The sequence below is a fragment of the Mycobacterium sp. D16Q16 genome, assembly GCF_002013745.1.
In the GTDB taxonomy this organism is placed as follows: Bacteria; Actinomycetota; Actinomycetes; order Mycobacteriales; family Mycobacteriaceae; genus Mycobacterium.
In genome coordinates this window covers 16,782-42,935 of the sequence record NZ_MAEY01000007.1, presented here as the reverse complement: position 1 = coordinate 42,935, position 26,154 = coordinate 16,782, and the positions used below count along the sequence as shown (strand labels likewise).

27 protein-coding genes are annotated in these 26,154 nt (G+C 65.0%); 8 read left to right on the top strand and 19 right to left on the bottom strand.

Annotated elements, in window-relative coordinates:
• Positions 1-73: 73 nt before the first annotated feature.
• Positions 74-796, top strand: a complete 723-nt coding sequence (locus tag B4394_RS09625; protein WP_078308714.1) for an MgtC/SapB family protein — start codon at positions 74-76, stop codon at positions 794-796.
• A 62-nt stretch (positions 797-858) separates the two neighbouring features.
• On the opposite strand, the gene B4394_RS09620 is transcribed toward B4394_RS09625, so the two are convergent.
• The 12 genes from B4394_RS09620 to B4394_RS09565 all read right to left on the bottom strand — a co-directional run bounded on the left by B4394_RS09620 (position 859) and on the right by B4394_RS09565 (position 12,334).
• Positions 859-1,497: a dTMP kinase gene (locus B4394_RS09620; protein WP_078314871.1), complete on the bottom strand. Its 639-nt coding sequence runs from the start codon at positions 1,495-1,497 to the stop codon at positions 859-861.
• A gap of 69 nt (positions 1,498-1,566) precedes the next feature.
• On the bottom strand, positions 1,567-3,027 hold the full coding sequence (gene ahcY, locus B4394_RS09615) for an adenosylhomocysteinase (RefSeq protein WP_078308712.1): 1,461 nt from the start codon (positions 3,025-3,027) through the stop codon (positions 1,567-1,569).
• Positions 3,028-3,158: 131 nt separating this feature from the next.
• Positions 3,159-3,779, bottom strand: coding sequence for a TetR/AcrR family transcriptional regulator (locus tag B4394_RS09610; protein ID WP_078314870.1), 621 nt, complete (start codon positions 3,777-3,779; stop codon positions 3,159-3,161).
• 74 nt (positions 3,780-3,853) lie between these two features.
• On the bottom strand, positions 3,854-4,042 hold the full coding sequence (locus B4394_RS09605; RefSeq protein ID WP_078292346.1) for a rubredoxin: 189 nt from the start codon (positions 4,040-4,042) through the stop codon (positions 3,854-3,856).
• On the bottom strand, positions 4,039-4,215 hold the full coding sequence (locus B4394_RS09600) for a rubredoxin (protein WP_078308710.1): 177 nt from the start codon (positions 4,213-4,215) through the stop codon (positions 4,039-4,041). The genes B4394_RS09605 and B4394_RS09600 overlap by 4 nt, the downstream gene beginning before the upstream one ends.
• Before the next feature lies 1 nt (position 4,216).
• Positions 4,217-5,446 carry an alkane 1-monooxygenase gene (locus tag B4394_RS09595; RefSeq protein WP_078314869.1) on the bottom strand — a complete coding sequence of 410 codons (1,230 nt, stop codon included), beginning with the start codon at positions 5,444-5,446 and terminating at the stop codon, positions 4,217-4,219.
• 156 nt (positions 5,447-5,602) lie between these two features.
• Positions 5,603-7,078: an amino acid permease gene (locus tag B4394_RS09590; protein ID WP_078308709.1), complete on the bottom strand. Its 1,476-nt coding sequence runs from the start codon at positions 7,076-7,078 to the stop codon at positions 5,603-5,605.
• A 53-nt stretch (positions 7,079-7,131) separates the two neighbouring features.
• Positions 7,132-8,055 (bottom strand): cation diffusion facilitator family transporter, encoded by a 924-nt coding sequence (locus B4394_RS09585; protein ID WP_078308708.1) that lies wholly within the window; start codon positions 8,053-8,055, stop codon positions 7,132-7,134.
• 42 nt (positions 8,056-8,097) lie between these two features.
• Complete coding sequence (manA, locus tag B4394_RS09580) at positions 8,098-9,315, bottom strand: mannose-6-phosphate isomerase, class I (RefSeq protein WP_078308707.1); 1,218 nt, start codon at positions 9,313-9,315, stop codon at positions 8,098-8,100.
• Positions 9,312-10,379 carry a TobH protein gene (locus B4394_RS09575; RefSeq protein WP_078308706.1) on the bottom strand — a complete coding sequence of 356 codons (1,068 nt, stop codon included), beginning with the start codon at positions 10,377-10,379 and terminating at the stop codon, positions 9,312-9,314. Before B4394_RS09575 ends, manA begins: the two co-directional genes overlap by 4 nt.
• Positions 10,379-11,779, bottom strand: a complete 1,401-nt coding sequence (locus B4394_RS09570) for a phosphomannomutase/phosphoglucomutase (RefSeq protein WP_078308705.1) — start codon at positions 11,777-11,779, stop codon at positions 10,379-10,381. Before B4394_RS09570 ends, B4394_RS09575 begins: the two co-directional genes overlap by 1 nt.
• A 144-nt stretch (positions 11,780-11,923) precedes the next feature.
• Positions 11,924-12,334 (bottom strand): DUF3499 domain-containing protein, encoded by a 411-nt coding sequence (locus B4394_RS09565; protein ID WP_078292357.1) that lies wholly within the window; start codon positions 12,332-12,334, stop codon positions 11,924-11,926.
• 152 nt (positions 12,335-12,486) lie between these two features.
• Here B4394_RS09565 and B4394_RS09560 point away from each other — a divergent pair, with 152 nt between their 5' ends.
• Positions 12,487-12,987: a metallopeptidase family protein gene (locus B4394_RS09560; RefSeq protein ID WP_078292358.1), complete on the top strand. Its 501-nt coding sequence runs from the start codon at positions 12,487-12,489 to the stop codon at positions 12,985-12,987.
• A gap of 29 nt (positions 12,988-13,016) precedes the next feature.
• Here B4394_RS09560 and B4394_RS09555 read toward each other — a convergent pair whose 3' ends face one another.
• Positions 13,017-13,271, bottom strand: coding sequence for a WhiB family transcriptional regulator (locus B4394_RS09555; RefSeq protein WP_078292359.1), 255 nt, complete (start codon positions 13,269-13,271; stop codon positions 13,017-13,019).
• Between the two features lie 390 nt (positions 13,272-13,661).
• Between B4394_RS09555 and cofD the strand changes: the two genes are divergently transcribed.
• The 4 genes from cofD to B4394_RS09535 all read left to right on the top strand — a co-directional run bounded on the left by cofD (position 13,662) and on the right by B4394_RS09535 (position 18,003).
• Entirely contained in the window at positions 13,662-14,630 is a 969-nt protein-coding gene (gene cofD / locus B4394_RS09550) for a 2-phospho-L-lactate transferase (protein ID WP_078308995.1), read from the top strand.
• A complete protein-coding gene (locus B4394_RS09545; RefSeq protein WP_078314868.1) occupies positions 14,627-16,003 on the top strand; it encodes a coenzyme F420-0:L-glutamate ligase in 1,377 nt (458 codons plus the stop codon). Before cofD ends, B4394_RS09545 begins: the two co-directional genes overlap by 4 nt.
• Positions 16,000-16,542: an NUDIX hydrolase gene (locus B4394_RS09540; protein WP_139360077.1), complete on the top strand. Its 543-nt coding sequence runs from the start codon at positions 16,000-16,002 to the stop codon at positions 16,540-16,542. The genes B4394_RS09545 and B4394_RS09540 overlap by 4 nt, the downstream gene beginning before the upstream one ends.
• Positions 16,543-16,647: 105 nt before the next feature.
• Entirely contained in the window at positions 16,648-18,003 is a 1,356-nt protein-coding gene (locus B4394_RS09535; protein WP_078314866.1) for a hypothetical protein, read from the top strand.
• Here the strand turns inward: B4394_RS09535 and manB are convergent.
• The 3 genes from manB to rfbD form a co-directional block, all read right to left on the bottom strand.
• Positions 18,000-19,109: a mannose-1-phosphate guanylyltransferase gene (gene manB / locus B4394_RS09530; RefSeq protein ID WP_078308701.1), complete on the bottom strand. Its 1,110-nt coding sequence runs from the start codon at positions 19,107-19,109 to the stop codon at positions 18,000-18,002. The genes B4394_RS09535 and manB overlap by 4 nt on opposite strands.
• Positions 19,102-19,974 (bottom strand): glycosyltransferase family 2 protein, encoded by an 873-nt coding sequence (locus B4394_RS09525; RefSeq protein WP_078308700.1) that lies wholly within the window; start codon positions 19,972-19,974, stop codon positions 19,102-19,104. Before B4394_RS09525 ends, manB begins: the two co-directional genes overlap by 8 nt.
• A 75-nt stretch (positions 19,975-20,049) precedes the next feature.
• Positions 20,050-20,898, bottom strand: coding sequence for a dTDP-4-dehydrorhamnose reductase (rfbD, locus tag B4394_RS09520; protein WP_078308699.1), 849 nt, complete (start codon positions 20,896-20,898; stop codon positions 20,050-20,052).
• 119 nt (positions 20,899-21,017) lie between these two features.
• Here rfbD and B4394_RS09515 point away from each other — a divergent pair, with 119 nt between their 5' ends.
• Positions 21,018-22,526: an LCP family protein gene (locus B4394_RS09515; protein ID WP_078308698.1), complete on the top strand. Its 1,509-nt coding sequence runs from the start codon at positions 21,018-21,020 to the stop codon at positions 22,524-22,526.
• Entirely contained in the window at positions 22,523-23,209 is a 687-nt protein-coding gene (locus B4394_RS09510; protein ID WP_139360076.1) for a TIGR03089 family protein, read from the top strand. The genes B4394_RS09515 and B4394_RS09510 overlap by 4 nt, the downstream gene beginning before the upstream one ends.
• A 6-nt stretch (positions 23,210-23,215) precedes the next feature.
• Here B4394_RS09510 and B4394_RS09505 read toward each other — a convergent pair whose 3' ends face one another.
• The 3 genes from B4394_RS09505 to B4394_RS09495 are packed head-to-tail and all read right to left on the bottom strand — an operon-like array spanning position 23,216 to position 26,148.
• Positions 23,216-24,379, bottom strand: a complete 1,164-nt coding sequence (locus B4394_RS09505; protein WP_078308696.1) for an acyl-CoA dehydrogenase — start codon at positions 24,377-24,379, stop codon at positions 23,216-23,218.
• 54 nt (positions 24,380-24,433) lie between these two features.
• A complete protein-coding gene (gene purE, locus B4394_RS09500) occupies positions 24,434-24,937 on the bottom strand; it encodes a 5-(carboxyamino)imidazole ribonucleotide mutase (RefSeq protein ID WP_170914904.1) in 504 nt (167 codons plus the stop codon).
• Between the two features lie 2 nt (positions 24,938-24,939).
• Positions 24,940-26,148 (bottom strand): 5-(carboxyamino)imidazole ribonucleotide synthase, encoded by a 1,209-nt coding sequence (locus B4394_RS09495; protein ID WP_139360075.1) that lies wholly within the window; start codon positions 26,146-26,148, stop codon positions 24,940-24,942.
• Positions 26,149-26,154: the final 6 nt, after the last annotated feature.

Genomic DNA, 26,154 nt, shown 5'->3' with positions numbered 1-26,154 from the left:
CGCTCGAAGGCGCTCTTGTTGCACCACACATGTGTGTGCACCTCGAAGCCACTGCGAGAGAACAGGACCCTTTATGAGTCATTGGGATGTCATCATCCGCGTAGCCCTGGGATTTGGCCTGGGTTGTGTCATCGGGATCGAACGGCAGTGGCGCGCCAAGAATGCCGGCCTGCGCACCAACGCGCTGGTGTGCCTGGGCGCGACACTCTTCGTCATCATGGGCGGCTACAGCTTCCATGGCCCCGGTGCCGACCCGACTCGCGTTGCGGCGCAGATCGTTTCAGGCATCGGCTTCCTCGGCGCCGGAGTGATCATGAAACAGGGCGCCACCATCACCGGACTGAACACCGCCGCCACGATGTGGGCCACCGCCGCCGTGGGCGCGCTGGCCGGCGGCGGCATGTACGACGTCGCGATCGTCGGCACCGTGGCCATCGTGCTGGCCAACGTCCTGTTGCGGCCACTCGGGCATCTGCTGGATCGCCAACCGGCCATCGGCCGCGAGTCCGCGCCCGCGGCATATCTCTTCGAGGTCACCACCACCGATGAAACCGAGGCGCATATCCGGGCGCTCACCGTACAGGCCGTCAACAGGCCTGAATTCGCGCTGCAATCGGTGCGGTCCTATGACGTGGAAGACGGCAAGCATGTGCGCGTGGTGGCGAAGCTGAGCGCCGAAGAACGCAACGACTCGCTGCTGGAGTCCGCGGTAAGCCGCCTGTCCATGGAACCCGCGGTCTCATCGGTGCGCTGGCATGTCGACCGCGAGGAAGAAGCCGAAGCCAGTGAGTGGTAGGCGCTGACGACCCGTCGAGTGTGAAGCCATGGCGGTATTTCGGCCGAATATCCGCCGTGCCTTCACACTCGGCGTAGCAGTTCCTCGGCCAGCGCATCCGGATCGCCGCCGTCGGTGACTACCCACGGGCCGCCCCAATTCCGTTGCGCCAGATCGGCGTATGCCGCGGACACCCGCGACTGCAGATCCGAATCACGCTCATAGGTGTCGCGGGTGCGGTCGCTGTCCTGCTGCTCGCGCTTCCGCGCCCGCTGCTGGGCGAGCTCCGGGGAAATGTTCAGGAACACTTGCCAATCGGGATGCGGCAGACCGAATCGCCCGTATTCGAGCTCATACACCCAGCGGGCCATCTCGCCGTCGCCGTCCTGATGCAGCCGCGCCGCACCGTACGCGGCGTTAGAGGCCACCCAGCGATCCAGGATCACCAGGTCGTTTGTGCGCTCCAGCCCCGCGAGCTCGTCACGGGCATCGCGCCGGTCCAGGGCGAACAGCAGCCCCATCGCGTACGCGGAGGACACCACATCGCCATGCCCCCCTTTGAGCGACTCGGCGGCGAGGTCGGCGTGCACCGAGCGCCCATAGCGCGGAAAGTCCAGCGTCGCAACGGATAACCCCCGGGCATTCGAGCGCGCTATCAGCTTCTCGGTAAGCGTGCGCTTGCCCGCGCCGTCGACACCCTCGATCGCAATCAGCTGACCCACGGCTGGTCAGCCTACGCAAAGGCCCCCGGCACCGGAGTGCCGAGGGCCTTGTACGAGTTTCTCGATAGATCAGTAGCGGTAGTGCTCCGGCTTGTACGGACCTTCCACATCCACACCGATGTACTCGGCCTGATCCTTGGTGAGCTTGGTCAGCGTGCCGCCGAGAGCCTCGACGTGGATGCGCGCCACCTTCTCGTCCAGGTGCTTGGCCAGGCGGTAGACCTCGTTGTCGTACTCATCATTCTTGGTCCACAGCTCGATCTGCGCGATCACCTGGTTGGAGAAGCTGTTGCTCATCACGAAGGACGGGTGGCCCGTGGCGTTACCCAGGTTGAGCAGACGGCCCTCGGACAGCACGATGATCGACTTGCCGGAGTCCCCGAAGGTCCACAGGTCCACCTGCGGCTTGATGTTGAGCCGGGTGGCACCCGACTTCTCCAAAGCCGCCATATCGATCTCGTTGTCGAAGTGGCCGATGTTGCCCAGGATCGCCTGGTCCTTCATGGCCTTCATGTGGTCCAGCAGGATGATGTCGTAGTTACCGGTGGCGGTCACCACGATGTCGGCATTGCCGATGGCCTCCTCGACGGTCACCACGTCGAACCCGTCCATGAGCGCCTGCAGCGCGTTGATCGGGTCGATCTCGGTGACCTGGACGCGGGCGCCCTGCCCCGCGAGGGACTCGGCACAGCCCTTGCCGACATCGCCGTAGCCGCAGATGAGGACCTTCTTGCCACCGATGAGCACGTCGGTGCCACGGTTGATGCCGTCGACCAGCGAGTGCCGGGTGCCGTACTTGTTGTCGAACTTGCTCTTGGTCACCGAGTCGTTGACGTTGATGGCCGGGAACGCCAGCTCGCCGGCCGCGGCGAACTGGTACAGGCGCAGCACGCCGGTGGTGGTCTCCTCGGTGACGCCCTGAACCGATGCGGCGATCTTGGTCCACTTGTCCTTGTCGGTCTCGAACCGCTCACGCAGCAGGTTCAGGAAGACCTTGTACTCGGCCGAGTCGTTCTCGTCCGCGGGCGGCACCACACCAGCCTGCTCGAACTGCGCACCGCGCAGCACCAGCATGGTGGCGTCGCCGCCGTCATCGAGGATCATGTTGGCCGGCTCACCGGGCCAGGTGAGCATCTGCTCGGCGGCCCACCAGTACTCCTCCAGCGTCTCGCCCTTCCAGGCGAAGACCGGGGTGCCCTGGGGCTCCTCCGGGGTGCCATGCGGCCCGACGACGATGGCCGCCGCCGCGTGGTCCTGGGTGGAGAAGATATTGCAGGACGCCCACCGCACCTCAGCACCGAGCGCGACGAGCGTCTCGATGAGCACCGCGGTCTGGATGGTCATGTGCAGCGAGCCGGAGATGCGGGCGCCCTTGAGCGGCAACACTTCCGCGTACTCCCGACGCAGCGCCATGAGGCCGGGCATCTCGTGCTCGGCGAGACGGATCTCCTTACGGCCGAACTCGGCCTCGGAAAGATCAGCCACCTTGTAATCAATGCCGTTGCGTACGTCGGCCACCAGCTCGGTCATCGCCACCTCAATCGCGTCTCGTGAATATTTCTTGCATGTCAAGGCAACTGACACACACGGGTCCGTCACCAGGTTAGCGCGTGTGAGCGATAGATAGTTAGATCAGGTAGCGAGATTTATGGACGCGCAGGTCACTGGGAGCCCGTCCCGCTTGCGGGGGCCTTATCGGCAAGTACGTTGGCCTCGACGAACGGAGACAACAGGCGCGCCATATCGAGCGCCACATCATGATCCGATTCGGGCGGCATCGACACGTAACTCATCGCCAGCCGCACAATCGACCGCGCGAGGATCGCGGCGTCCTCTTCACTGGCCGACACCCAGCTGTTCGCGAACGACTCAGTCAATCGGGCCGATGCCGGCAACACGATCAAGGCGCTGTCCACCGTCACGAGGCGCATGAGCTCAGGCTTGGCCTCACCCGTCAGTAATGCGATGACCATGGGATCTGCGGCGCTCTCGGCGAAGAATGCGGCAAACCCCTGATGTAGCGCGCCATGGATATCGCCGACATTGGCATATATCGCGTTGTTGACGGAGTCGGCCAGGCGCAGCGCCAACCGCAGGGCGTATCCCTGGGCCAGCCCCTGCCGGGAGCCGAACTCGTTGTACAGCGTCTGCCGACTGACTCCCGCCCGACGGGCCACCGCGGACATCGTCACCGCCGACCAGTCCTGATGCCGCAGCAGATCCCCGAGTGCATCGAGAACCGATTCACGAAGCAGCGCCCGCGCGGCCTCGGCATACGGCACTCGTGGCGTCACACCGGGGAGCCTGACAGGGGCGCTCGCTGTCGTCAATGCGCCCCTCGCAGGCAACACATCTGTCATGGCCGCGCGATCTCCACCATCACGAAGTCGGCCTTCGCGGCGCCACAGTCCGGGCAGCTCCAGTCCTCGGGAATGTCGTCCCAGCGCGTACCCGCCTCGATACCGTCTTCCGGCCAGCCCACAGCCTCGTCGTACTGGAATCCGCACTGCATGCATTCGTACAACTTGTAGTCGTTCTCGCTCATGAGTCCGCTCCTACTACTTCCTCAAAATCCACTTTCTCGCGCACTCCGCAGTCGGGGCAGCACCAGTCGTCGGGAACCCCCGACCACGCCGTCCCGGCCGGGAATCCCTCGCGAGGGGCCCCCGTGCTCTCGTCGTACACGTACTGACATACGGGGCAACGGTACTGGGACATGTCAGGCCGCCTCTTCCGTCACGCCGTACTTGGCCAGAATCTTCGCGCGCTTGCTCGGCTGGACGTTCACCTTGGTGATATCGCCGTTGTAGTGGTCCAGCACCCGCTGATCCATGATCTTGCGCCACAGCGGCGGGAAGTACGCCAGCGTCAGCATCGTCGCGTACCCGCTGGGCAGGTTCGGAGCACCGTCCATGCTGCGCAGGGTCTGGTAGCGCCGCGTGGGATTGGCGTGGTGGTCGCTGTGCCGCTGCAAGTGGTACAGGAAGATGTTGGTCACCAGGTGATCCGAGTTCCAGCTGTGCTTAGGGGTGCAGCGTTCGTACCGCCCGCCGGCGACCTTCTGCCGCAACAGCCCGTAGTGCTCCAGGTAGTTCACCGTCTCAAGAAAGGTGAATCCGTAGATGGCCTGAATGATCAGGTACGGGATGACCGCGGTGCCGAAGATCGCGATGGTGACCCCGAATAACACCACCGTCATCAGCCAGGCATTCACCACATCGTTGCTCGGGTGCAGCACAAAGCGATTCAGCCGCTTCATGCGCGTGGCCTCCAGGTTCCAGGAGGACTTCAGACTCCCCCAGACGCTGCGCGGCCAGAAGCCCCAGAACGTCTCGCCGAATCGCGAGCTGGCCGGGTCCTCAGGTGTCGCGACGCGCACGTGGTGTCCACGGTTGTGCTCGATGTAGAAGTGGCCGTAGAACGTCTGCGCCAGGGTGATCTTCGAGAGCCAGCGCTCCAGTTCGTCTTTCTTGTGTCCCATTTCGTGGGCGGTGTTGATACCGACTCCACCGAGAACACCGATGGATAGCGCGATGCCCAGCTTGGAGATCCAGCTGATGCCGTTATCGAACCCGATCCAACTCAGGTCGGCGGCGGTGAAGTAGTAGGCCCCCAGGAAGAAGCTCGCATACTGGAACGGAATGAAGATGTAGGTGCAGTACCGGTAGTACTTGTCGTTCTCCAGCGCCTCCATCACCTCGTCGGGTGCGTTCTCGCCGTCGGCGCCAAAGCGCAGATCCAGCAGCGGCAGGATCACGTACACCAGCAGTGGACCGATCCAGAAGAAGAATGGCGAGAACTGCTGCCATCCGAGCTGGTTCATCGCATAGACAAGAGCCGTCGCGATGAAGATCGCGGTGGGCGGGATCATGCCGTACAGCCACATGTGGCGCTTGCGGTCGCGCCACTGGACGGGCAGGTCGTGGGCTGCATCAAGGTTTGACGTCATCGTCACTTCTCCTCGGTTCAAATCTTCGTGAGGTGCGTCACCGAACGGATTTGACGATAGGACATGATTCGTCGCTTGTCTAGACAAATGAGTATGTTTTGTAAAGCGCCTGGTGGTGCGCGTCACCCAGAAGGGACCCGCGAAGAAGGAGGTGAGTTACTGCTCGACGGCCACGCGAAGCCCGAGCACCGAGTGCCGGCGACTGTAGGCGAAGTAGACGACCACGCCGATGGCCATCCAGGCCAACGCGAACATCCAGGTACGCACGGCAAGGTTGAGCATCAACCACCCGCACGCCAGGATCGCGACGACGGGGAGCCACGGCACCCCCGGCGTGCGGAAGCTGCGGGGCAGATCGGGACGGGATCGCCGCAACACGACGACACCGGCCGACACCAGCACAAAGGCGAACAGCGTGCCGACGTTGACGATCTCCTCCAGGCCCTCGATCGGGGTGAGGGACGCCGCTATCGCGACGAGAAAGCCCACGATCAGGGTGATGCGTATCGGCGTACCGTGCGATCCGGTCCGCGCGAGCTCGCGCGGCAGCAGTCCATCGCGACACATCGCGAAGATGACCCGGATCTGTCCGAGCATCAGCACCATGACCACCGTGGTCAGCCCGGCCAGCGCACCGATCGCGATGACCTTCGCTGCCCAGTCGACACCGTTGAGGTGAAATGCCGTGGACAGGTTCGGATGCGAATCGGCCGCCCGCAGATCGCTGTACTTGACCATCCCGGACAGCACGACCGTGACCGCGACGTACAGGACGGTGACGATGACGAGCGAGGCGATGATGCCGCGCGGCACATCCTTCTGCGGGTTCCGTGTTTCCTCCGCTGTCGTGGCGACGACATCGAAGCCGATGAACGCGAAGAACACGATCGATGCGCCCGCCAGCACCCCGAACCAGCCGTACTGGCTTCCGGAACCGCCGGCGATGAACGAGAACAGGGACTGATCCAGTCCGGTCCTGCTGGAGCTCCCCGCCTCCGCCGGCGGGACGAACGGTGTGTAGTTGGACGCCTTGATGAAGAAGGCACCGACGATGATCACCAGCAGCACCACCAGAACCTTGACGGTGGTGATGACGAGAGACACCCGTGAGGACAGCTTGGTGCCGACAGCGAGCAGCACCGTCAACACCGAGACAATGAGAAATGCCCCCCAGTCGATCTTGAGCGCTCCGAGATGCACTGCGCCACTGGAGAACCCAAACACCGTACTCAGATAGCTCGACCAGCCTTTGGCGACGGTGGCCGCGCCCACCGAAAACTCGAGAATGAGGTCCCAGCCGAGAATCCAGGCGGCGAACTCACCGAACGTCGCATAGGAGAACGTATAGGCGCTGCCGGCAACCGGAATGGTCGATGCGAACTCGGCGTAACACATGGCGGCCAGACCGCACCCGATCGCGGCCATGATGAACGAGAGTGAGATCGCCGGACCGGTGACATTGGCCGCAGTCGATGCGGTGACGGTGAAGATACCGGCTCCGATGACCACCGAGACCCCGAAAACGGTGAGGTCCCACCACGTTAGGTCCCTACGGAGCTTTGTTTCCGGCTCGTCCGTGTCTGCGATCGACTGTTCAACAGACTTCGTTCGCCACAATCCACTACCTGGCATTACGGCAGTCTCGCACAAGCCCCATGCTCACGATGGTTGATCACACCGGCTAACTAGGAATTGACGGTCGAACGATCCAGATCAGGCTCGAGGTAGATCACCTGCGCGATCGGTATCGCCTCGCGCACCCGCCGTTCGGCGGCGTCAATCGTGGCAGCGACCAGCGGCAGATCCGCGTTAGGTGCGATCGCGATCTTGGCCGCAACCAGAAGCTCCTCCGGGCCCAGATACTGCGTACGGCAATGAATTACCCGCTCAACGTGATCGGTTCCGGTCAGCGCGTCCAGGATCGCCTGCTCCTGCGCCACGGTCGCACCCTCACCGATCAGAAGGCTCTTCATCTCGACCATCAGAACAATCGCGATGATGCCCAGCAGCACACCGATCGCCATGGTTCCGATCCCGTCCCACACCGGGTCGCCGGTCAGGATCGTCATGCCAACGCCAAACAGCGCAAAGGCCAGCCCCAGCAGGGCGCCGGTGTCTTCGAGCAGTACGACGGGAAGCTCGGGGTTGCGTGAGTTGCGGATGAACTGCCACCAGCTGGCCTTGCCCTTCAGCGGCTTGGACTCCACGAACGCCGTGCGGAAGCTGTAGCCCTCCAGCCCTATCGCCAACACCAGAATCACGACCGCGACGATGGGCGACTGAAGATGCTCAGGCGCATGGATCTTGTGATAGCCCTCGTACAGGGCGAAGACCGAACCGAGCGTGAACAGCACCAGCGCGACCACAAAGGAGTAGAAGAATCGGCTGCGCCCATATCCGAACGGGTGCAGACGATCTGCTTCCTTACTCGCCGCGCGCTGCCCGTAGAGCAGCAGACCCTGGTTGGAGGTGTCCGCCACCGAGTGCACGGACTCGGCAAGCATCGACGAACTCCCGGTGATCAGGAAGCCGACGAACTTGGCCGCCGCAATCCCCGCATTGGCTGCCAGCGCCGCGATGATCGCCTTCTTACTGCCGCCTGCCGACATCGACTCTCCTTCTGTTCCCTTCGCGCCTTGCCCGGTGACTCGCTATGCGTCCACGTCGACTGTTGCCATGAACACGCGCGCATCGGACTGCCCGACCAGCGTGACATTTCCACCGTCGGCCGGCACCCATACCGACTGGCCCGCATGCACCGCGAGGTCCGGCCCCGAACCGTCCAACCGCACGCTGCCCCGAGTGCACAGCAGTATCCGTGGCCCTTTGATCCCTACCGGTATGCGTTCGCCATCCACCAGATCGAAACGCGACAGCGCGAATTCCTTGGCGGGCGTGAGATACCGGGTCTGGGCGCCGTCGGTCACCGTCTCGACGTGCAGATGTTTCTCGGCGGCAGGTGAAAAATCCAGCACCCGAAGCAATTCGGGTACGTCAACGTGCTTGGGGGTAAGCCCGCCCCGCAGCACGTTATCGGAGTTGGCCATGATCTCGACCGCCAGGCCGCGCAGGTACGCATGCAGGTTTCCGGCAGGCAGGTAGATCCCCTCCCCCGGTTCCAGGGTGAGCCGGTTCAACAACAGCGAGGCGAGCACTCCCGCATCGGCGGGATACCGCTCGCCCAACTCCAAGAGGGTGCGCGCCTCGCCGACGAAACGCTCATGCCCGGAGGACAAGTAGCGCACCGCGCCGTCGAGCACCGCCGGCACCAGCACATCCAGGCTCGGCTGCGGCAGGGTTATCCAGGTGGTGAACAGGGCGCGCAGCCCGTCGGCATCAGATTGACCGGCGAGCAGATTCACATACGGTGTCAGCGCATCGACATTCAAAGCGCGAAAGAGTTCGACGGTATCTCCGGGATCGCGGAAGCCAGCCAGCGCCTCGAAACGGTCCAGCGCCACAACCAGTTCCGGCTTGTGATTGCGATCGCGATAATTGCGCACCGGAGAGTTGAGGGGCATCCCCGCTGCCTCTTCGCGGGCGTACCCGTCGGCCGCCTGCTGCGCGCTGGGGTGAGCCTGCAACGACAGCGGCTCGTCGGCCGCCAGCACCTTGAGCAGGAATGGCAGCTGATCACCGAACTCCGCCACCGATGCCGGCCCCAACTGACCGGCCGGGTCCGCCGCCACCACATCAAGCAATGACTGTGCGCCACTGCCGGTTTCCAGGTAGGCGGGATCGGCTGGGTGCGCACCCAGCCACAGCTCGGCTTCCGGATGCGGCGTAGGCGTGGGGCGTCCGGTGAACTCGGCGATCGCCGTCCGCGAACCCCAGGCGTACGTCCTGATCGCCCCCCTGAGCAGATTCACAGCCCGGATCTCCCCCCGCCAAGCCGGGCGTACACCGAGGCCATTTCGAGCCGCGTCGCGAGCATCATCAACTGCGCGAGCTCCGACGGCCGTGCCCCCACGTCGCCCAGGTCGGTGGTGCTCACCAGCTCGGTCTCGTCGATACCGTCGATCCTCGAGGCGACCGATTGGAAGTCACTATCGGTCGCCAGGGCAAGGATCCGCGGTCGACCACCACTGCGAGGACCATCGATGAACTCATCATGAAACAGCGAGCTCTCACCAGAGCTCCTACCCGACAACGTGTCCCGCATCGCGGCCAACGCCTGCGGAAGACCGCACGCGGTCGCGGTGCGCTGCGTCAGCCTCAGCAGCGTCGCCGCGGCGTGTTGAGCGAGCGCCACGGTCACCGAACGATCTCCGCAGAACACCACCGGACCAGCGGTCAAGCGCGTGGCAATCACCTTGGCGGCGTTGGTGAAGATCTCGCGGCCCACAGTGTTCCGGGATACCTCACCATCCACCTCGTCGGCGATGGTCATGACGTCAGGCGCGATGGCCTTATCGAGCGCTCCCAGCACGGCCGCGCCGACGGCAAGATTGTGGGCAAGGCTGAAAGTGTCCGGGACCCGTAACCGGGGCGCCAGCGAAATCGCCCGCCCGGCACCGGAATATGCCAAAGGGCCCTCATCGGGGGCGGCGATGACTACCCGGGCACCACGGCGCGTGCCCACCGACACCGCAGCGCTGAGTACCGGGTCACCGGCATCGTCGCCAGCGACCACCATGACATCGAGCGGGCCCACCCATACCGGGGCCCGAGTGGCAGTCACGAACGGAAGGCTCACCGTGTCCGACAGCGCCCCAGCCAGAACCGCTCCCGCCGTCGCGGCGGTGCCGCGACCCGCGACCCAGACAACCGCGCGCGACCGGTCTTCGGATTGAAGAGGCTCCAGGGCGCCCTCGGCGATAGCCGTGCCGACCGCACGCACCTGAGAGCCGGCCATCGACGCGGCCTGTAGCGAGCCATCGCGATCCGCCGCCAACAGCGCTTCGGCGTCGTCCAGATCGATGGTGACGTTCATCAGGTCGCGGCCTCGGTGCGGTCAACCAACTCGGTGACGCGTGCGACCACGGCCGCGACATCTTCGTCGGTGCGCGCCTCCACATTGAGACGCAGCAGCGGCTCGGTATTCGAGGTACGCAGGTTGAACCACGTCCCGGTGCCGATGTCGACGGTGACACCATCGAGGTGGTCGATCGAAACTATTTGTGTGCCAAATGACTTCAGCACCTCATCGATACATGCCTTGGCATTCGAAACGCGGAAGTTGATCTCGCCGGAGGACGCGTACCGCTCGTAGTCGGACATGAGATCCGACAGCGGCCGGTCCTGCTCACCCAGAGCCGCCAGCACGTGCAGCGCCGCCAGCATGCCGGAGTCGGCTCCCCAGAAGTCGCGGAAGTAGTAGTGCGCGGAGTGCTCACCGCCGAAGATCGCCCCCGTCTCGGCCATCAACGCCTTGATAAACGAGTGGCCCACCCGGGACCGCACTGGTGTTCCCCCGTGCTCGACGACGAGCTCGGGGACGGCACGCGAGGTGATCAGGTTATGGATGACGGTGCCACCGATTTCCCGCTCCAGCTCTCGGCGCGCTACCAAAGCAGTTACCGCAGAGGGAGATACGGCCCGCCCGCGCTCATCGACCACAAAGCACCGATCGGCGTCGCCATCGAAGGCCAGCCCGATGTCGGCCCCTTCGGAAAGGACGAAGGCTTGTAGATCACGCAGGTTCTCGGGATCGAGCGGATTGGCTTCGTGGTTGGGAAAATTACCGTCCAACTCGAAGTACAACGGCGCGAGCGCGATCGACGCAATAGGACCCAACACCGCCGGGGTCGTATGCCCTGCCATCCCGTTTCCGGCATCCACTGCCACCCGGAGCGGGCGCGTTCCGCTCAACTGAACCAGTGACCGCAGGAAATCGCCGTACTCGGCGAGGACATCGCGCTCGGAGACGCTGCCCACTGGACCGTCATGCACCGGCACACCGTTGATCAGCTCATCACTGATGATGGACAGGCCGGTGTCCTTGCCCACGGGCTTGGCACCCGCGCGGCATAGCTTGATTCCGTTGTAGGCGGCCGGATTGTGACTGGCGGTGAACATGGCCCCCGGGCAGTCCAACAACCCCGAAGCGAAATACAGCTGGTCGGTGGATGCCAGCCCGATCAGCACGACGTCGACACCCTGTGCGGTAACACCCTCGGTGAACGCCTGCGCCAGACCGGGCGACGAGTCCCGCATATCGCGACCGACCACGATCCGCAGCGGTGTACCGGCGTCCGCCCCCTCGGCCTTGACCAGCCGCGCGAACGAGGAACCCACGTCGAAGACAAAAGACTCGTCGATCTGCTCGCCCAGGAGACCACGGACGTCGTACGCCTTGATGACTGCGTGGACAGCGTCGGCGGACCGGGCCATGACGAGAGTGCTCCTATTGATCTATCGAGAGAGGGGGACGTTAGGTGTCGCTGGCCAGCCTAGTGGTCGGCGAGTATCCAACGTGAACGTCCGGCGAGAGGCTACAGAATGTCATCGGGCCGAGCCGAAACTACCTGATCAGAGTTACTCGGCTGGATCAGGCAGAACGCGCAGGTGCCCACGGCGCCGCCCGACCGGAGCCGGATGCACGGGCCTGGGGGCAGCGGAGGTGGCGGGCGATCCCATATCGAGTGCCGGCTCGCTGAATCCAGCAGCGGCCACCCGGACACCGGCAGGTTCCCGCACCGCGTCGGCCAGGGCGACCAGGTCGTCATCCTCGGGATTCGACGGCAAGGGGCCGTTGTACCGGACGAGCTCCCACCCACGGGGCGCGGTGATCCGGCTCGCGTGCTGCGCGCACAGATCCCACGAATGCGGCTCGCTGGACGTGGCCAGCGGCCCGACCACGGCCGTCGAATCCGCGTAGACGAACGTCAACGTCGCCACGGCGGGACTCGGGCACCCGGGCCGACAGCAACGACGGGGGGCTCTCACAAACGTTGAGGCTAGCGTGCGCAAACACGTTCCGACCCGCAGACACGCGCTGTGAACCGACCGAGACCCTCCGGTGATCGGGCAGAGACCCCGGGGTGACCGGCTCGTTGCGATTCGCCAGCCACAGCAGCCACACCGTTACCATTTCTCGTATGTCACGTGACGGACGGCGCGGCGGCTCGGCTAGCGGGTCGAGCTCGCAGGGCTCTCGAAGGGGACGCGATTTCCGCGGCCCCCTCCTACCGCCAACCGTTCCCGGCTGGCGCTCACGGGCCGAGCGTTTCGATATGGCGGTCCTGGAGGCCTACGAGCCGATCGAACGGGCGTGGCAGTCACGATTGGAGGGGCTGGATGTCGCGGTCGATGAGATTCCCCGCATCCAGCCCAAGGATCCCGAGTCTGTGCAGTGGCCGCCGGAGGTCATCGCGGACGGACCGATCCCGCTGGCAAGGCTGATTCCTGCTGGCGTGGACACCCGGGGTAACACCACCCGGGCGCGAATTGTCCTGTTCCGCAAGCCGATCGAATTACGCGCGAAGAAATCTGGAGATTTGTCGGATCTCCTGCACGATCTACTGGTCGCGCAGGTTGCCACCCACCTGGGGGTGGAGCCGTCGGTGATCGACCCATCCATCACCGACGAGGGCGATTAACCCGCCCTGGTCGAGCACAGAACCCGGAGTTAGATGATGCCCCGCTTCAGGCGGCGGCGCTCACGCTCGGACAGCCCACCCCAGATGCCGAACCGCTCGTCATTGGCCAGCGCGGACTCAAGGCACTCGTCCTTGACCTCGCAGCCCTGGCAGATGCGCTTGGCCTCGCGAGTCGACCCGCCCTTCTCAGGGAAGAACGCCTCGGGATCGGTCTGTGCGCACAGTGCCTTCTCTTGCCACTGATCGTCAGCTACACCGATCAACGCATCAAAATCGTTCTGCACCAACGTCAGATGCGGACGTGCGGGCGGCAAGCCCGTCGCACCCGTGCCAACGCCGGAACTCAGCTCGTCGTGTACGCCAAATTCATTGCGCCCAAACAGCATCGTCCCGCCTCCTCACTGTTCCTCTTGCATCCCAATACAGCTCGTAATGCCCGGTTTCGTGCCACATCGTTGTTTTCTCGGCCATTTCCATTCGAACATCTGATCGAATCTCGGTCTGCGCCTGTAACTTCCAAACTCAGCCCGAGGAATGACACTGGTGTGATTACACACGTGTTCGCTGCCGGGGTCAAGCGAAGGACGAAAATTCATACCATCTGCGACCGACAAAATCGGCGTGGCGCCCTCGTGGCGTGTCGCATCATTGCCGGCGCACTAGTCTGGGTCAGCGTGAAACTCACCGTCCTCGTCGGCGGCGTCGGCGGAGCACGCTTCCTGCTCGGCGTCCAGCGCTTGCTCGGATCAGACTCCAGCAAGCATCAGATAAGCGCCATCGTGAACATTGGCGACGACGCCTGGATGCATGGCGTCAGGATCTGCCCTGACCTGGACACCTGCATGTACACCCTGGGCGGAGGCGTCGACCCCGAGCGAGGCTGGGGACACCGCGGCGAGACCTGGAACGCCATGGAGGAGCTGGCGGCCTACGGCGCCCAGCCCGACTGGTTCTCACTCGGCGACAGGGACCTGGCCACTCACCTGATACGCAGTCAAATGCTGCGAGCCGGTTACCCGCTATCAGCGGTCACCGAAGCGTTATGCAATCGATGGCAGCCCGGAGTCCGGCTGTTACCCGCCAGCGATGACCGCTGCGAGACCCACGTGGTGATCACCGACCCCGCCGACGGACAGCAGCGTGCCATCCACTTTCAACAGTGGTGGGTACAACACCGCGCGCAGGTTCACACGCACAGCTTCGCGTTCGTCGGCGCGGACGAAGCAAAGGCCGGGCCGGGTGTTGCCGAGGCCATTGGCGAGGCCGATGTCGTCTTGCTGGCTCCGTCCAATCCGGTGGTGAGCATCGGGGCGGTACTGGCGGTCGGTGGAGTTCGCGGAGCGCTCCGCACAACCCCCGCTCCGGTCATCGGATACTCGCCGATCGTGTCGGGCAAGCCGCTCCGCGGAATGGCCGATGAATGTTTGCGCGTGATCGGTGTCGAGGTGAGCTCGCAAGGTGTCGGGGAACACTTCGGCGCCCGTTCACAGACCGGCATCCTGGATGGCTGGCTGGTCGGCGAGGGTGACGCGGCTCACATTGCGGGAGTTCAGGTACGGTCAGTTCCGCTGCTCATGACCGACCCGGACGCGACGGCGGCAATGGTGCGTGCGGGACTTGACCTGGCCGGAGTTACCCTATGACCTTAGCTGCGGATTCCCCTGCACCGGAACATGGTTCAGCGGCTCCGGTAGAGATCTTACCCGTTCCGGGCCTGCCCGAGTTCCGCCCTGGTGACGACATCGCCGGGGCCATCGCCGAGTCAGCGCCGTGGGTCCGCGACGGCGATGTGATCGTGATCACCAGCAAGATCATCTCGAAGGCCGAGGGCCGAATCGTCGCCGCGCCCACCGACCCCGAGGCTCGAGACGCCTTACGGCGCAAATTGATCGACTCCGAATCGGTCCGCGTGCTGGCCCGCAAGGGCAAGACGCTGATCACCGAGAACACCATTGGCATCGTGCAGGCCGCGGCCGGAATCGACGCATCCAATGTGGATACTGCCGAACTCGTGCTGCTTCCCGTTGACCCCGATGCCAGCGCGACCGCGGTGCGGGCCGCACTGTCGCGCCAGCTGGGCGTGAACGTAGCGGTGGTGATCACCGACACCATGGGCCGGGCCTGGCGCAACGGCCAGACCGATGCGGCCATCGGATCTTCCGGCATCTCCGTCCTCTACGGCTACGCCGGTGCAAAAGATAAGCACGGTAACGAACTTCAGGTGACCGAGGTGGCCATCGTCGATGAGATCGCCGCTGCCGCCGACCTTGTCAAGGGCAAGCTCACCGACGTGCCCGTCGCGGTGGTGCGCGGCCTGGCGGTGTCCGATGACGGCAGCGCAGCCCGCGATCTCCAGCGCTCGGGCCCGGACGACCTGTTCTGGCTCGGCACCGCGGAGGCCTTGGAGCAGGGGCGCCGCGATGCGGTGCTGGTGCGCCGCTCCATCCGGCAATTCGCCGACATCGCAGTCGATCCCGACCTGCTACGCGAGGCCATCGGCGAGGCGCTGACTGCGCCCGCGCCGCATCACACCCACCCGGTGCGATTCGTGTGGGTGCGGGATCTGACGAGACGACGTGCACTGCTGGACGCCATGAAGGAGGCGTGGGCCGTCGACCTCAGCGGGGACGGTCGCACCCCCGAGTCCGTGGAGAAGCGGGTAGCACGCGGACAGATCCTCTATGACGCGCCCGAGGTCGTGATTCCATTCCTAGTACCCGACGGCGCACATGACTATCCCGACGAGCGCCGGAATGCGGCGGAACGCACCATGTTCACTGTCGCGGTCGGTGCCGCGGTGCAGGCACTCCTCGTGGCATTGGCCGCGCGGGGCGTGGGGAGCTGCTGGATCGGCTCCACCATCTTCGCGGCAGACGTGGTACGCAGGCAGCTCGTCTTGGACACCTCATGGGAACCGATGGGCGCCATCGCCATTGGGTATCCCCACGGTTACCCCGACGAGGGATTGACACCACGCACTCCCCTGCCGGCCGGCCAGATGCTGGTGGAGCTGTGACCGGACTGCGCGAGTCTGCCGTCGAGCTGCTCTCCTTGTGGGAGGCGCCCGATGCGGAGCAGGACAGCCTCCGGCATTCGGTGCTGGCATTCCTCGACGCCAACCCGGACGCCTGCCGCCGCCGCAGTGCCGCCGGCCATATCACCGCCTCGGCGCTGGTGGTCAATCACGACGGATCGCAGGCGCTACTGACCCTGCATCCTCGCGTCGGTAAGTGGCTGCAGCTGGGCGGCCACTGCGAGGAGGAAGACTCCACGATCCGGGACGCCGCCCTGCGCGAGGCCACCGAGGAGTCCGGGATCGCGAATCTGACTCTGACATCGAATCTTCTTGGAATACACGTACATCCGATCACGTGCTCGCTGGGTGTGCCGACGCGCCATCTCGACCTGCAGTTCTTGGCTCACGCACCCGAAGGCGCTCAGATCACCGTCAGCGACGAATCACTCGACCTGCGCTGGTGGCCCATCGATCAGATTCCGGATGAAGACCACTCGGTCGTCGTATTGGCCCAACGGGCGCGGGCACGTCTGCGCTGAGCGCGCGACCCAAGCTCCGCGAAGTCAGGTAGTGCATTACGCGCGTCTCGCGACATCGACGGTCGTATCGTGCCCTCATCAGCGGTTATTTGGTGAGGTGCACGCATGGAAATCAAGATTGAGACGCCCTTTGGCGCCACCGCGAAGATAGCGAAAGACAATCCGGGGCGATCCCCCGGCGAGGTCGAGCCACAACAGACGTTCACGCTCGGCAACCTGCGACCGCCAATCCGCGCGCTCCTGGTGCTCTGCGTGGCCGCCGACGGCGCGATCGTCATGTGGCTGGCCATCTGGAACGCCACGCTGACCCAGAACGCGTGGGACCTACTGGGGACGGCACTGCTCCTCGCCATCGGCATTACCTGCGCACTGGCGATCGGGGCAATGCTCAAGTACAGGCACAGCTCAGTGCTCACCACACTCGTCAGCCAGGTCTTCGTGGTGTGCCTTGCCACCTATGTGTGGCTGCTCGACCTGCGCAGTCCGGCCAGCCAGATCTGGGGCATCACGGGAATCGCGTTGGCGCTGGGCGCTATTGCCTTGTGCTGGGTGTTGTATCTAAGCCGGTACGCGGTGGGCGCCCTCACCAGAACCGGCATTGCCATCGTCGCACTCTTTCCCCTGATTGGGTTGGTGCAGTTCTGGATTCAGAACGAATACGTGCCACACAGTTCACTTCCCCTGATCGACGTGCAGACCGAATTGTCGCCGGTCGGCTCGACCGGCCCCATCATCCACGTCCTGGCGAAAACCACGCTGCACAACCGTGGATCGTTCCGCGTCGACCTGCCCGCCAGCCTGACCCGCGTCGTCGTGTATCCGAAAGGCACACCCACGGAGCCCCCTACGCCGGAGACCGTAGCCGCGCACCTGAATGCACTCGGGAGTCAGTTCGGCGACTACCGCGAGACTCCGGCGATGCCCGCCGACGCACACCTGATCTATGCCGGTGCGGCCGGCTCGTCCGGCGGGGCGTTCCTGGCTCCCGGATCGACGAGCCAGGGCACCTCCATCATCGACATCGATTCGCGGACCGTCCGGTTGGCGGTCATGAAGGTCACCATGATCGCGGTCACCCACCGATCGGTGAAGGAAACACGCACCTGCTACTCCCCTCAGGTGGCACTCGGCCAGGACGTCATCGGGTTCCTGCGCGAATCAACCGTCGTCCACGATTTCTTGGGCGGTAAGGCGTTGTGTACCGAAACCCAGTTCGCATCCCGTGGTGTCATCGAGGAACTGGTTTCCGATCACCCCGTATTACGGATCTTCACGATGGTGCAGGCCGCTGGAGCGACCACACCGATACTGTTGCCGTTCTTCGGCACCCATGACTCGCTGGAGAATCCGCTGTCAAGCACGAAAGCGTCAACGATCATCGAGAACGCCAACCCCTCAGGCATATTCGGATCCTCGGCCGAATACGCACCATCCGACGCCGACCTGCGGCCGGGCGCTTAGACGTCCGAGGAGTACCTGATGCCGCCGTCGGGAATGGTGATTCCGGGCCACACCCGGGCGCCGCGCAGCAGCTCGCACCGCGCGCCGATGTCGGCACCGTCACCGATCACGCCGTCGCGCACCAGTGCGCGCGGACCGATGCGGGCGCCAAACCCGATGATGGAACGTTCCACCACGGCGCCCGCTTCGATGCGCGCACCGTCGAAGATCACCGCACCGTCAAGCCTTGCCCCCGGGCCGATTTCGGCTCCCCGGCCCACCACGGTGCCACCGATCACCACCGCGCCCGGTGCCACCGACGCGCCATCGTGCACCAGCGCCTCACCCGGATGTTCGGGAATCGCCGGTGACGGCGCGATGCCGCGGACCAGGTCGGCCGAGCCGCGCACGAAATCCTCGGGAGTTCCCATATCGCGCCAATAGCTGGTGTCCACAAATCCGCACACCTTGGCACCACCGCTCAGCAGTCCCGGAAAGACCTCTCGCTCAACCGAGACCGGCCGACCAGAGGGAATCTGTTCGATTAGCTCACGCCGGAACACGTAGCATCCGGCGTTGATTTGATCGGTGGGCGGATCTTCGGTCTTCTCCAGAAACGCGGTGACACGACCATCAGAATCGGTTGGCACACAACCAAACGCGCGCGGGTCACCGACGCGCACCAGGTGCAATGTCAAGTCGGCCTGAGTCTTCTCATGGTGCGCGAGAAGATCTTTCAGATCCAGACCGGACAGCACATCGCCGTTGAAGACGAGGGCGGTGTCGTGGCGCAGATGCTCCAGCACATTCCGGATGGCCCCGCCAGTGCCCAGCGGCTCTGTCTCTGTGACATATGTGATCGACAGGCCCAGCTTGGATCCGTCACCGAATTCCGACTCGAAGACCTCGGCCTTGTAGGACGTCCCGAGCACCACGTGATCGATCCCGGCCGCCGCCACCCGCGACAACACATGTGTCAGGAATGGGAAGCCTGCGATCGGCAGCATCGGCTTGGGCGCCGAGAGGGTCAGTGGGCGCAGCCGGGTGCCCTGCCCTCCCACCAAGATGACGGCATCGGCTTTCACGGTCCCCGATTCAACACTGCCAGATACAACACTGTCAGGCATTCGCATCTCCTTGCTTGTCCCGGCGCCGATTGGCGCGGACCGCCGCGCGCACCACGATCGCGGATCGAGCCGCCAGCGCGCTCCGAATGCTCCAGCGCAACGGCGCCTGCCACCAGTGTGGGTGCCGGTCGGATTGATAAATGTAGACGCTGTCGTGATGAGCGGTGAGGCTGCGTGCGGGGTCACGTCCGGCCGCGTGCCCCTTCGCATGCACCACCTCGGCACTGGGCGCGTATACGTTCTGCCAGCCCGCGCGCGCGAGCCGGTCCCCGAGATCGACATCCTCCATGTACATGAAGTAGCGCGTGTCGAATCCGCCGATGGCGTCGAAGGCCTTGCGCCGAAGCAACAGGCACGACCCCGATAGCCAGCCGACGACGCGCTCGGACGGTTCCATCCGGTCCTGGCGGTATGCCGCGGTCCAGGGGTTGGTGGGCCATACCGATCCCAACAACGCGTGAAGCGCGCCCCCCGTGAGGGTCGGGACCACTCGTGCCGAGGGATACACCGAGCCGTCTGGCTCACGAATCAGCGGACCCAGTGCGCCCGCCGCGGGCCATCGCTGCGCAACCTCGAGCAGCGCGTCGATGCTTCCCGGGCCCCACTGCACATCGGGGTTCGCGATCACAATCCACTCGGCGCCGGGATCGACCTGCCCCACCCCCAGATTGGCGGCCTTCCCATAGCCGACATTGCCCCCGGTGCGGAGCAGCTCCACGTCGGGCTCCTCGGCAGCGCCTTCGGGCACTCCGTCGGTGGAGCCGTTGTCGGCCATGATCACCCGCACGGGGCGATCGGTGGCGTGGCGCAGCGTGCGCAGGAAGCGGTCGAGGTGCTCGCCGGGCGAGTACGTCACCGTCACCACGGCGAGCTGCTCGGGGGAAACCGACGAGCCACTCGGGCGAAGGGGATCAGGCACGGTGCTTGAGGGTACCTACTCCTAGTTTGTGGCCAGCGCCTCAGCCAACGCGTCCCGCCATGGGCGCAGCGGCGCCAGGCCCGTGCCGGCCCAATGATCGCTGTCCAGCGCCGTGTACACCGGCCTGGGCGCGGCACTTGGAAAATCGACGGACAGGCAGGGCTGCACTCGCGAGGCATCCGCCCCGACCAGCTCGAACACGGCCTTCGCCCAGTCGAACCGGTTCACCACACCGCCGCCGGCCGCATGCAGGATCGGAGCCTCGACGCCGGAGGCCGCCAAGTCCAACAGCCCCTCGGCGAGGTCTGCCGCATACGTCGGGGACCCGGTCTGGTCGGTCACCACGCGCACTGGCCCGTCCCCGGCCGCCAGTCGCCTCATGACACCGACGAAATCGCCGGTGATTCCGGTGTAGACCCACGCGGTGCGCACCACCTGAGCTGTCGGCAGGACAGCGTGAACGGCCTGTTCGCCTGCGAGCTTGGTGCGCGCGTACACACCGGTCGGACCCGTGGCGTCACCGGGACGGTAGGGCCGTGGGCTGGCAACACCGAACTCACCGCTGAACACGTAGTCGGTAGAGATATGGATCAATCTGGCGCCAACCTCACGACATGCCTGGGCCACCCTCTCGGCCCCCGTCGCGTTAACCGCGTGCGCCCTGGCCTCATCGGTTTCCGCGGCGTCCACGGCGGTATAGGCGGCGCAATTGATGACGGTATCCCCCGCAGCAATCACCCCGTCGGGCGCACTGTCGCGGGTAATATCCCAGTCAGTCGAGTTCAGAGCCCGGATGGGGAGGTTACGGCGTGCGGCGCGAGCAATGAGGTGGGTGCCCAGCTGACCGCCCGCTCCGGTGATAACAAGCACACCAAGAGTCTGGCACGCCGACTTCGCTTCCGAGGGATGAGCGCCGCCCCGACGTAGCCTTGACAAGGCTTGAGACATGTTGCCCGGCGAACGCCCGGCCCGGAAAGAAACGGATCACCGTGACCGACCCTCACGCTCTTCGCGCGAGCGGCTCACCGCAGACGGAGACACCACGCCCCCTGTGGCGGGGCATCGCGACGCTGGCCGCGGTCGCGGTCATGGTGGTCACCGGAGCCGCCTGGGGAAAGATCGGCAACATCGATCCGAACATCGCCCGGTTCGACCTGCCGGGCCTGTTCGGCAACGCCGGGAAACCCAATGATGGCGCGATCGACATTCTGATGGTGGGCGTCGACAGCCGCAGCGACGCGCACGGCAATCCGCTCTCGCAGGACGAGCTGGCGATGCTGCGCGCCGGCGACGAGACGGCCACCAACACGGACACGATCATTCTCATCCGCATCCCCAACAACGGAAAATCGGCAACGGCGATCTCCATTCCCCGCGACTCGTACGTCACCGTCCCGGACGGCACCAAGGGAAAGATCAACGGCGTCTACGGTGAAGCCAAAGAGAACGACCGGCAGAAGCGCGTCGAATCCGGTGAGACCCTCGAGGCAGCCGAGCGCGAGTCGGTAGATGCGGGGCGTTCGGCGCTGATCCAGACCGTGGCGAAGCTGACCGGTGTCACCGTCGACCGCTACGCCGAGGTCAGCATGCTCGGGTTCGTGCTGATGACCAACGCGCTGGGTGGCGTCAACGTGTGCCTCAACGAGGCTGTCTACGAACCGATGTCGGGCGCCGACTTCCCCGCCGGTCCGCAGACCCTCGATGGTCCGAACGCCTTGAGCTTCGTGCGGCAACGCCACGACCTGCCCCGCGGTGATCTCGATCGCGTGGTCCGCCAGCAGGTGGTGATGTCCTCCTTGGCGCATTCGGCGCTCTCCGGCGGAACGCTGACCAACGGAACGACCCTGAGCAAGCTTCGCGATGCGATCACGCGCACCGTGGTGCTCAGCGAGGGTTGGGACGTCATGGACTTCATTCAGCAGTTGCAGAAGCTGTCCGGGGGCAACGTGGCGTTCGCGACCATTCCCATCCTGCGCGAGGACGGTTGGACAGAGGACGGTACGCAGAGTGTCGTGAAGGTCGATCCCGATCAGGTGCGCAGCTGGGTGTCCGGCCTCCTGGACCAGCAGGCCGCCGGCAAGACCGAACAGGCCACCTACTCCAAGGACCAAACGACCGCCGACGTGGTCAATGAGACGGAGATCAACGGCCTCGCCGCTGCGGTGTCGGAACTGTTGGTGGGCAAGGGATTCACCGCGGGCAAGATCGGCAACAATGATGCCGACCACGCGGGTAGCAGCCAGGTCCAGGCCGCCAAGCAGGACGACGTAGGCGCCAAGGCGGTGGCCGAGGCGTTGGGGTTGCAGGTGGTCGAGAAACAGGGCCTGCCCGAGCGCACCGTTCGCGTGGTGCTGTCCAACGACTACCACGGACCCGGGTCCGGACGGGATACCACGCTGGCATCCGCGGAGAGCGGCTCGACCACAGAGGAAGAAGCGCCCCCGCCGCCACCGTCGCCCATCTTCACCGCGGCCAACGGGCCGCGCTGCGTCAACTGATGAACCTCACCTCTCTGCTGCTGGGCGACGCGAACAGTCCGGCGCCGCGGATCACCTACTACGACGACGCCACCGGCGAACGCATCGAGCTCTCGACGGTGACGCTGGCCAACTGGGCCGCCAAGACCGCCAACATGCTGCGCGACGAGCTTGGTGCGGGACCAGGGTCCACGGTCGCGGTGCGGCTGCCCGCCCATTGGCAGACCGCGGGTGTGCTCCTCGGAATCTGGTGGGCCGGTGCCGAAGTGGTGCTCAACGGTGAGGACAGCTCCGATGTCGCGTTCTGCACGCCCGGTGACGAACCGGACGCCGACGAGGTCTGCGTGCTCTCGCTCGACGCTTTCGGGCGCCCGGTGCCCCACCTGCCGCTTGGGTTGACCGACTATTCGACGGCGGTTCGAGTCCACGGAGACCGGTTCTCACCCGCAGGTGCCGGGCCCGCCTTGAACGGCCGCACCGCCGATGAGGTCGCCGCCGCCGCACGGGAAAGTGCCGCCGCCCAGAGCATCACGGCCGAGGATCGGGTGCTGAGCTCGGGCTCCTGGGACACGCCGGACACGCTGACCGCCAATCTCCTGGCGGTGCTCATCGCTGGCGCCTCATTGGTGCAGGTGGCCAATCCCGACCCCGCCGGACAAGAACGGCGGGTTGTCGCCGAGAAGGTCACCCGCACCCTCCCCTAACGCAAGTTAGGAACCAAGCAGTGCGCGGGTCATCACGACGCGCTGAATCTGATTGGTGCCCTCGTAGATCTGGGTGATCTTGGCATCGCGCATCATCCGCTCCACCGGGAAGTCGGTGGTGTACCCGGCGCCGCCGAACAGCTGCACGGCATCGGTGGTGACCTCCATGGCCACATCGGAGGCGAAGCACTTAGACGCCGAGGAGATGAAGCCCAGGCTCTTCTCGCCGCGCTCGGCGCGCGCGGCGGCGGTGTACACCAGCAGGCGGGCGGCCTCGACCTTCATCGCCATATCGGCCAGCATGAACTGCACACCCTGGAAGTCACTGATGGACCGGCCAAACTGCTTGCGGTCCTTGGTGTATGCGATGGCCTGGTCCAGTGCACCCTGCGCGATCCCGAGGGCCTGCGCACCGATGGTCGGGCGGGTGTGGTCCAGCGTCTCCAGCGCGGTCTTGAATCCGGTACCCGGTTCACCGATGATCCGGTCGCCCGGAATCCGGCAGTTCTCGAAGTACAGCTCTGCCGTCGGCGAACCCTTGATGCCGAGCTTGTGCTCCAGCGGGCCGACGGTGAATCCCTCGTCGTCCTTGTGCACCATGAACGCCGAGATACCGTGCGCCTTCTTCTCGGGATCGGTCACCGCCATCACGGTGTACCAGGACGACTTGCCGCCGTTGGTGATCCAGCACTTGGAGCCGTTGATCACCCAGTCGTCGCCGTCGGCCTTGGCGCGGGTGCGCATGCTGGCCGCATCACTTCCGGCCTCGCGCTCGGACAGCGCGTAGGAGGCCATCGCCTCACCGCTGGCGATGGACGGCAGCACCTGGCGTTTGAGTTCCTCGGAGCCGCTCAGAATCAGGCCCATGGTGCCCAGCTTGTTCACCGCCGGAATCAGCGAGGAGGAGGCGCATACCCGCGCGACCTCTTCGATGACGATGCAGGCGGCCACGCTGTCGGCGCCCTGACCGTCGTATTCCTCGGGAACGTGTACGGCGTTGAAGCCCGAGGCGACCAGCGCATCAAGGGCTTCCTGAGGGAAGCGCGCCTTCTCGTCGACATCCTTGGCGTAAGGAGCTATCTCCTTCTCGGCCAGACCACGGATCGCCGCACGCAACTCGTCGTGCTCCTCAGCCAGCTTGAACAGGTCAAACGACGGGTTTCCAGCCATCACAGCCTCCAGGATCGAACAGTTAGTCGCCGTTAACTGTACGTCACGGTCAATTTAGTCGCCTAATAGTCTGCGCTGCAGCGCAGCATCCTTCTCGAGAACCGTTGCTTCCATGCTCGCCTGGAAGGCGACAACCTTCTCGCGCAACCCGCGATCGGATACCCCGAGGATCCGCGCGGCCAGCAGTCCCGCATTGCGCGCTCCGCCGATGGACACCGTTGCCACCGGCACGCCCGCGGGCATCTGCACGATGGACAGCAGCGAGTCCAGGCCGTCCAACCGCGCGAGCGGTACCGGAACGCCGATGACCGGCAACGGGGTGGCCGAGGCCACCATGCCGGGCAGATGCGCCGCCCCGCCCGCCCCGGCGATGATCACCTGAATGCCCCGGTCCGCGGCTGTTTGCGCGTACTCCAGCATGCGCCCCGGCGTTCGATGCGCCGACACAACACCCACTTCGAACGGAATCTCGAACTCCGCCAGAGCATTCGCGGCATCCGACATCACCGACCAGTCACTGTCGCTGCCCATGATCAGGCCGACCCGTGCGCTCACCATCCCTAGTGCCCTTCCGTCCATCCGTCGGTCCATACCGCGTGCGATAACCAGTGCGCGGCTCGCTCGGCGCGCTCCCGCACCTCGGCCACGTACTGCGGATCGGCCGCCGAACCATCCGCGCGGCCCTGAATATTCACATGCCCGAGCTTGCGTCCCGCGCGCTCGCCCTTGCCGTACAAGTGCACCTTCGCCTCCGGGATGCGTCCCATCAAGTGGTGCATCCGCTCGTCGAGTGACATCGCGGGCGTCTCGTGTGCACCCAGCACATTGGCCATGACGGTCACCGGGGCCAGCTGTTCGGTGGAGCCGAGCGGATAGTCGAGCACCGCACGCAGGTGCTGTTCGAACTGTCCTGTCCGCGCACCGTCCATGCTCCAATGGCCGGAGTTGTGCGGGCGCATCGCCAACTCGTTGACCAGCAGCCGCCCGTCATTGGTTTCAAACAGCTCCACCGCCAGACACCCGGTCACACCCAGATCGGTAGCGATGCGCAGTGCGAGCTGCTCTGCCTCCATCGCCCGTTCCTCCGGCAACCCTGGCGCCGGCGCGATCACCACGGCGCAAATTCCATCCCGCTGAACGGTTTCCACCACGGGCCAGGCGGCGCCCTGCCCAAACGGCGAACGGGCGACCATCGCCGATAGTTCACGGCGCATATCGACGCGTTCCTCGGCGAGTAGCTCCACCCCGGCGGCCAACTGCTCGGCGGCCACCGCGCGCGCCTCGTCCAGATTGTCGGTGATCCACACGCCGCGGCCGTCGTATCCGCCCCGTACCGCCTTCAGCACAACCCGGCTGCCCGTCTCGGCGGCGAACTTCTCGACATCGGCGACGGTCCTGACGTCCGCGAAGCCCGGGACCGGGGCGCCGATGCTCTTCAATTTCCGCCGCATGAACGTCTTGTCCTGCGCGTAGATGAGAGCCGACGGCGGCGGCTGCACGTTGACGCCCTCGCTCTGCAGCGTCTCCAGGAATGCGGTGGGGACATGTTCGTGATCGAAGGTCAGCACGGTCGCACCCTTGGCCGCCCTCCGCAGATCGTCGAGATCTGTATGCGAACCCAACACGACATCGGGGGTGACTTGAGCCGCCGGCTCATCGGCCGCGTGAGCCAGCACCCGCAGTGTCTGACCGAGCGCAATCGACGCCTGGTGGGTCATCCGGGCCAGCTGACCACCACCGATCATGGTGACGACGGGAGTTTCGGACACAGACAT

Excerpts from the sequence above, each read along its gene's own strand:
- B4394_RS09625 (WP_078308714.1), top strand. The coding sequence starts at position 74 with ATGAGTCATTGGGATGTCATCATCCGCGTAGCCCTGGGATTTGGCCTG.
- ahcY (WP_078308712.1), bottom strand. The coding sequence starts at position 3,027 with ATGACCGAGCTGGTGGCCGACGTACGCAACGGCATTGATTACAAGGTG.
- B4394_RS09605 (WP_078292346.1), bottom strand. The coding sequence starts at position 4,042 with ATGAGCGAGAACGACTACAAGTTGTACGAATGCATGCAGTGCGGATTC.
- B4394_RS09600 (WP_078308710.1), bottom strand. The coding sequence starts at position 4,215 with ATGTCCCAGTACCGTTGCCCCGTATGTCAGTACGTGTACGACGAGAGC.
- B4394_RS09595 (WP_078314869.1), bottom strand. The coding sequence starts at position 5,446 with ATGACGTCAAACCTTGATGCAGCCCACGACCTGCCCGTCCAGTGGCGC.
- B4394_RS09590 (WP_078308709.1), bottom strand. The coding sequence starts at position 7,078 with ATGCCAGGTAGTGGATTGTGGCGAACGAAGTCTGTTGAACAGTCGATC.
- B4394_RS09585 (WP_078308708.1), bottom strand. The coding sequence starts at position 8,055 with ATGTCGGCAGGCGGCAGTAAGAAGGCGATCATCGCGGCGCTGGCAGCC.
- B4394_RS09575 (WP_078308706.1), bottom strand. The coding sequence starts at position 10,379 with ATGAACGTCACCATCGATCTGGACGACGCCGAAGCGCTGTTGGCGGCG.
- B4394_RS09570 (WP_078308705.1), bottom strand. The coding sequence starts at position 11,779 with ATGGCCCGGTCCGCCGACGCTGTCCACGCAGTCATCAAGGCGTACGAC.
- B4394_RS09560 (WP_078292358.1), top strand. The coding sequence starts at position 12,487 with ATGTCACGTGACGGACGGCGCGGCGGCTCGGCTAGCGGGTCGAGCTCG.
- B4394_RS09545 (WP_078314868.1), top strand. The coding sequence starts at position 14,627 with ATGACCTTAGCTGCGGATTCCCCTGCACCGGAACATGGTTCAGCGGCT.
- B4394_RS09535 (WP_078314866.1), top strand. The coding sequence starts at position 16,648 with ATGGAAATCAAGATTGAGACGCCCTTTGGCGCCACCGCGAAGATAGCG.
- manB (WP_078308701.1), bottom strand. The coding sequence starts at position 19,109 with ATGCCTGACAGTGTTGTATCTGGCAGTGTTGAATCGGGGACCGTGAAA.
- B4394_RS09505 (WP_078308696.1), bottom strand. The coding sequence starts at position 24,379 with ATGGCTGGAAACCCGTCGTTTGACCTGTTCAAGCTGGCTGAGGAGCAC.
- purE (WP_170914904.1), bottom strand. The coding sequence starts at position 24,937 with ATGGTGAGCGCACGGGTCGGCCTGATCATGGGCAGCGACAGTGACTGG.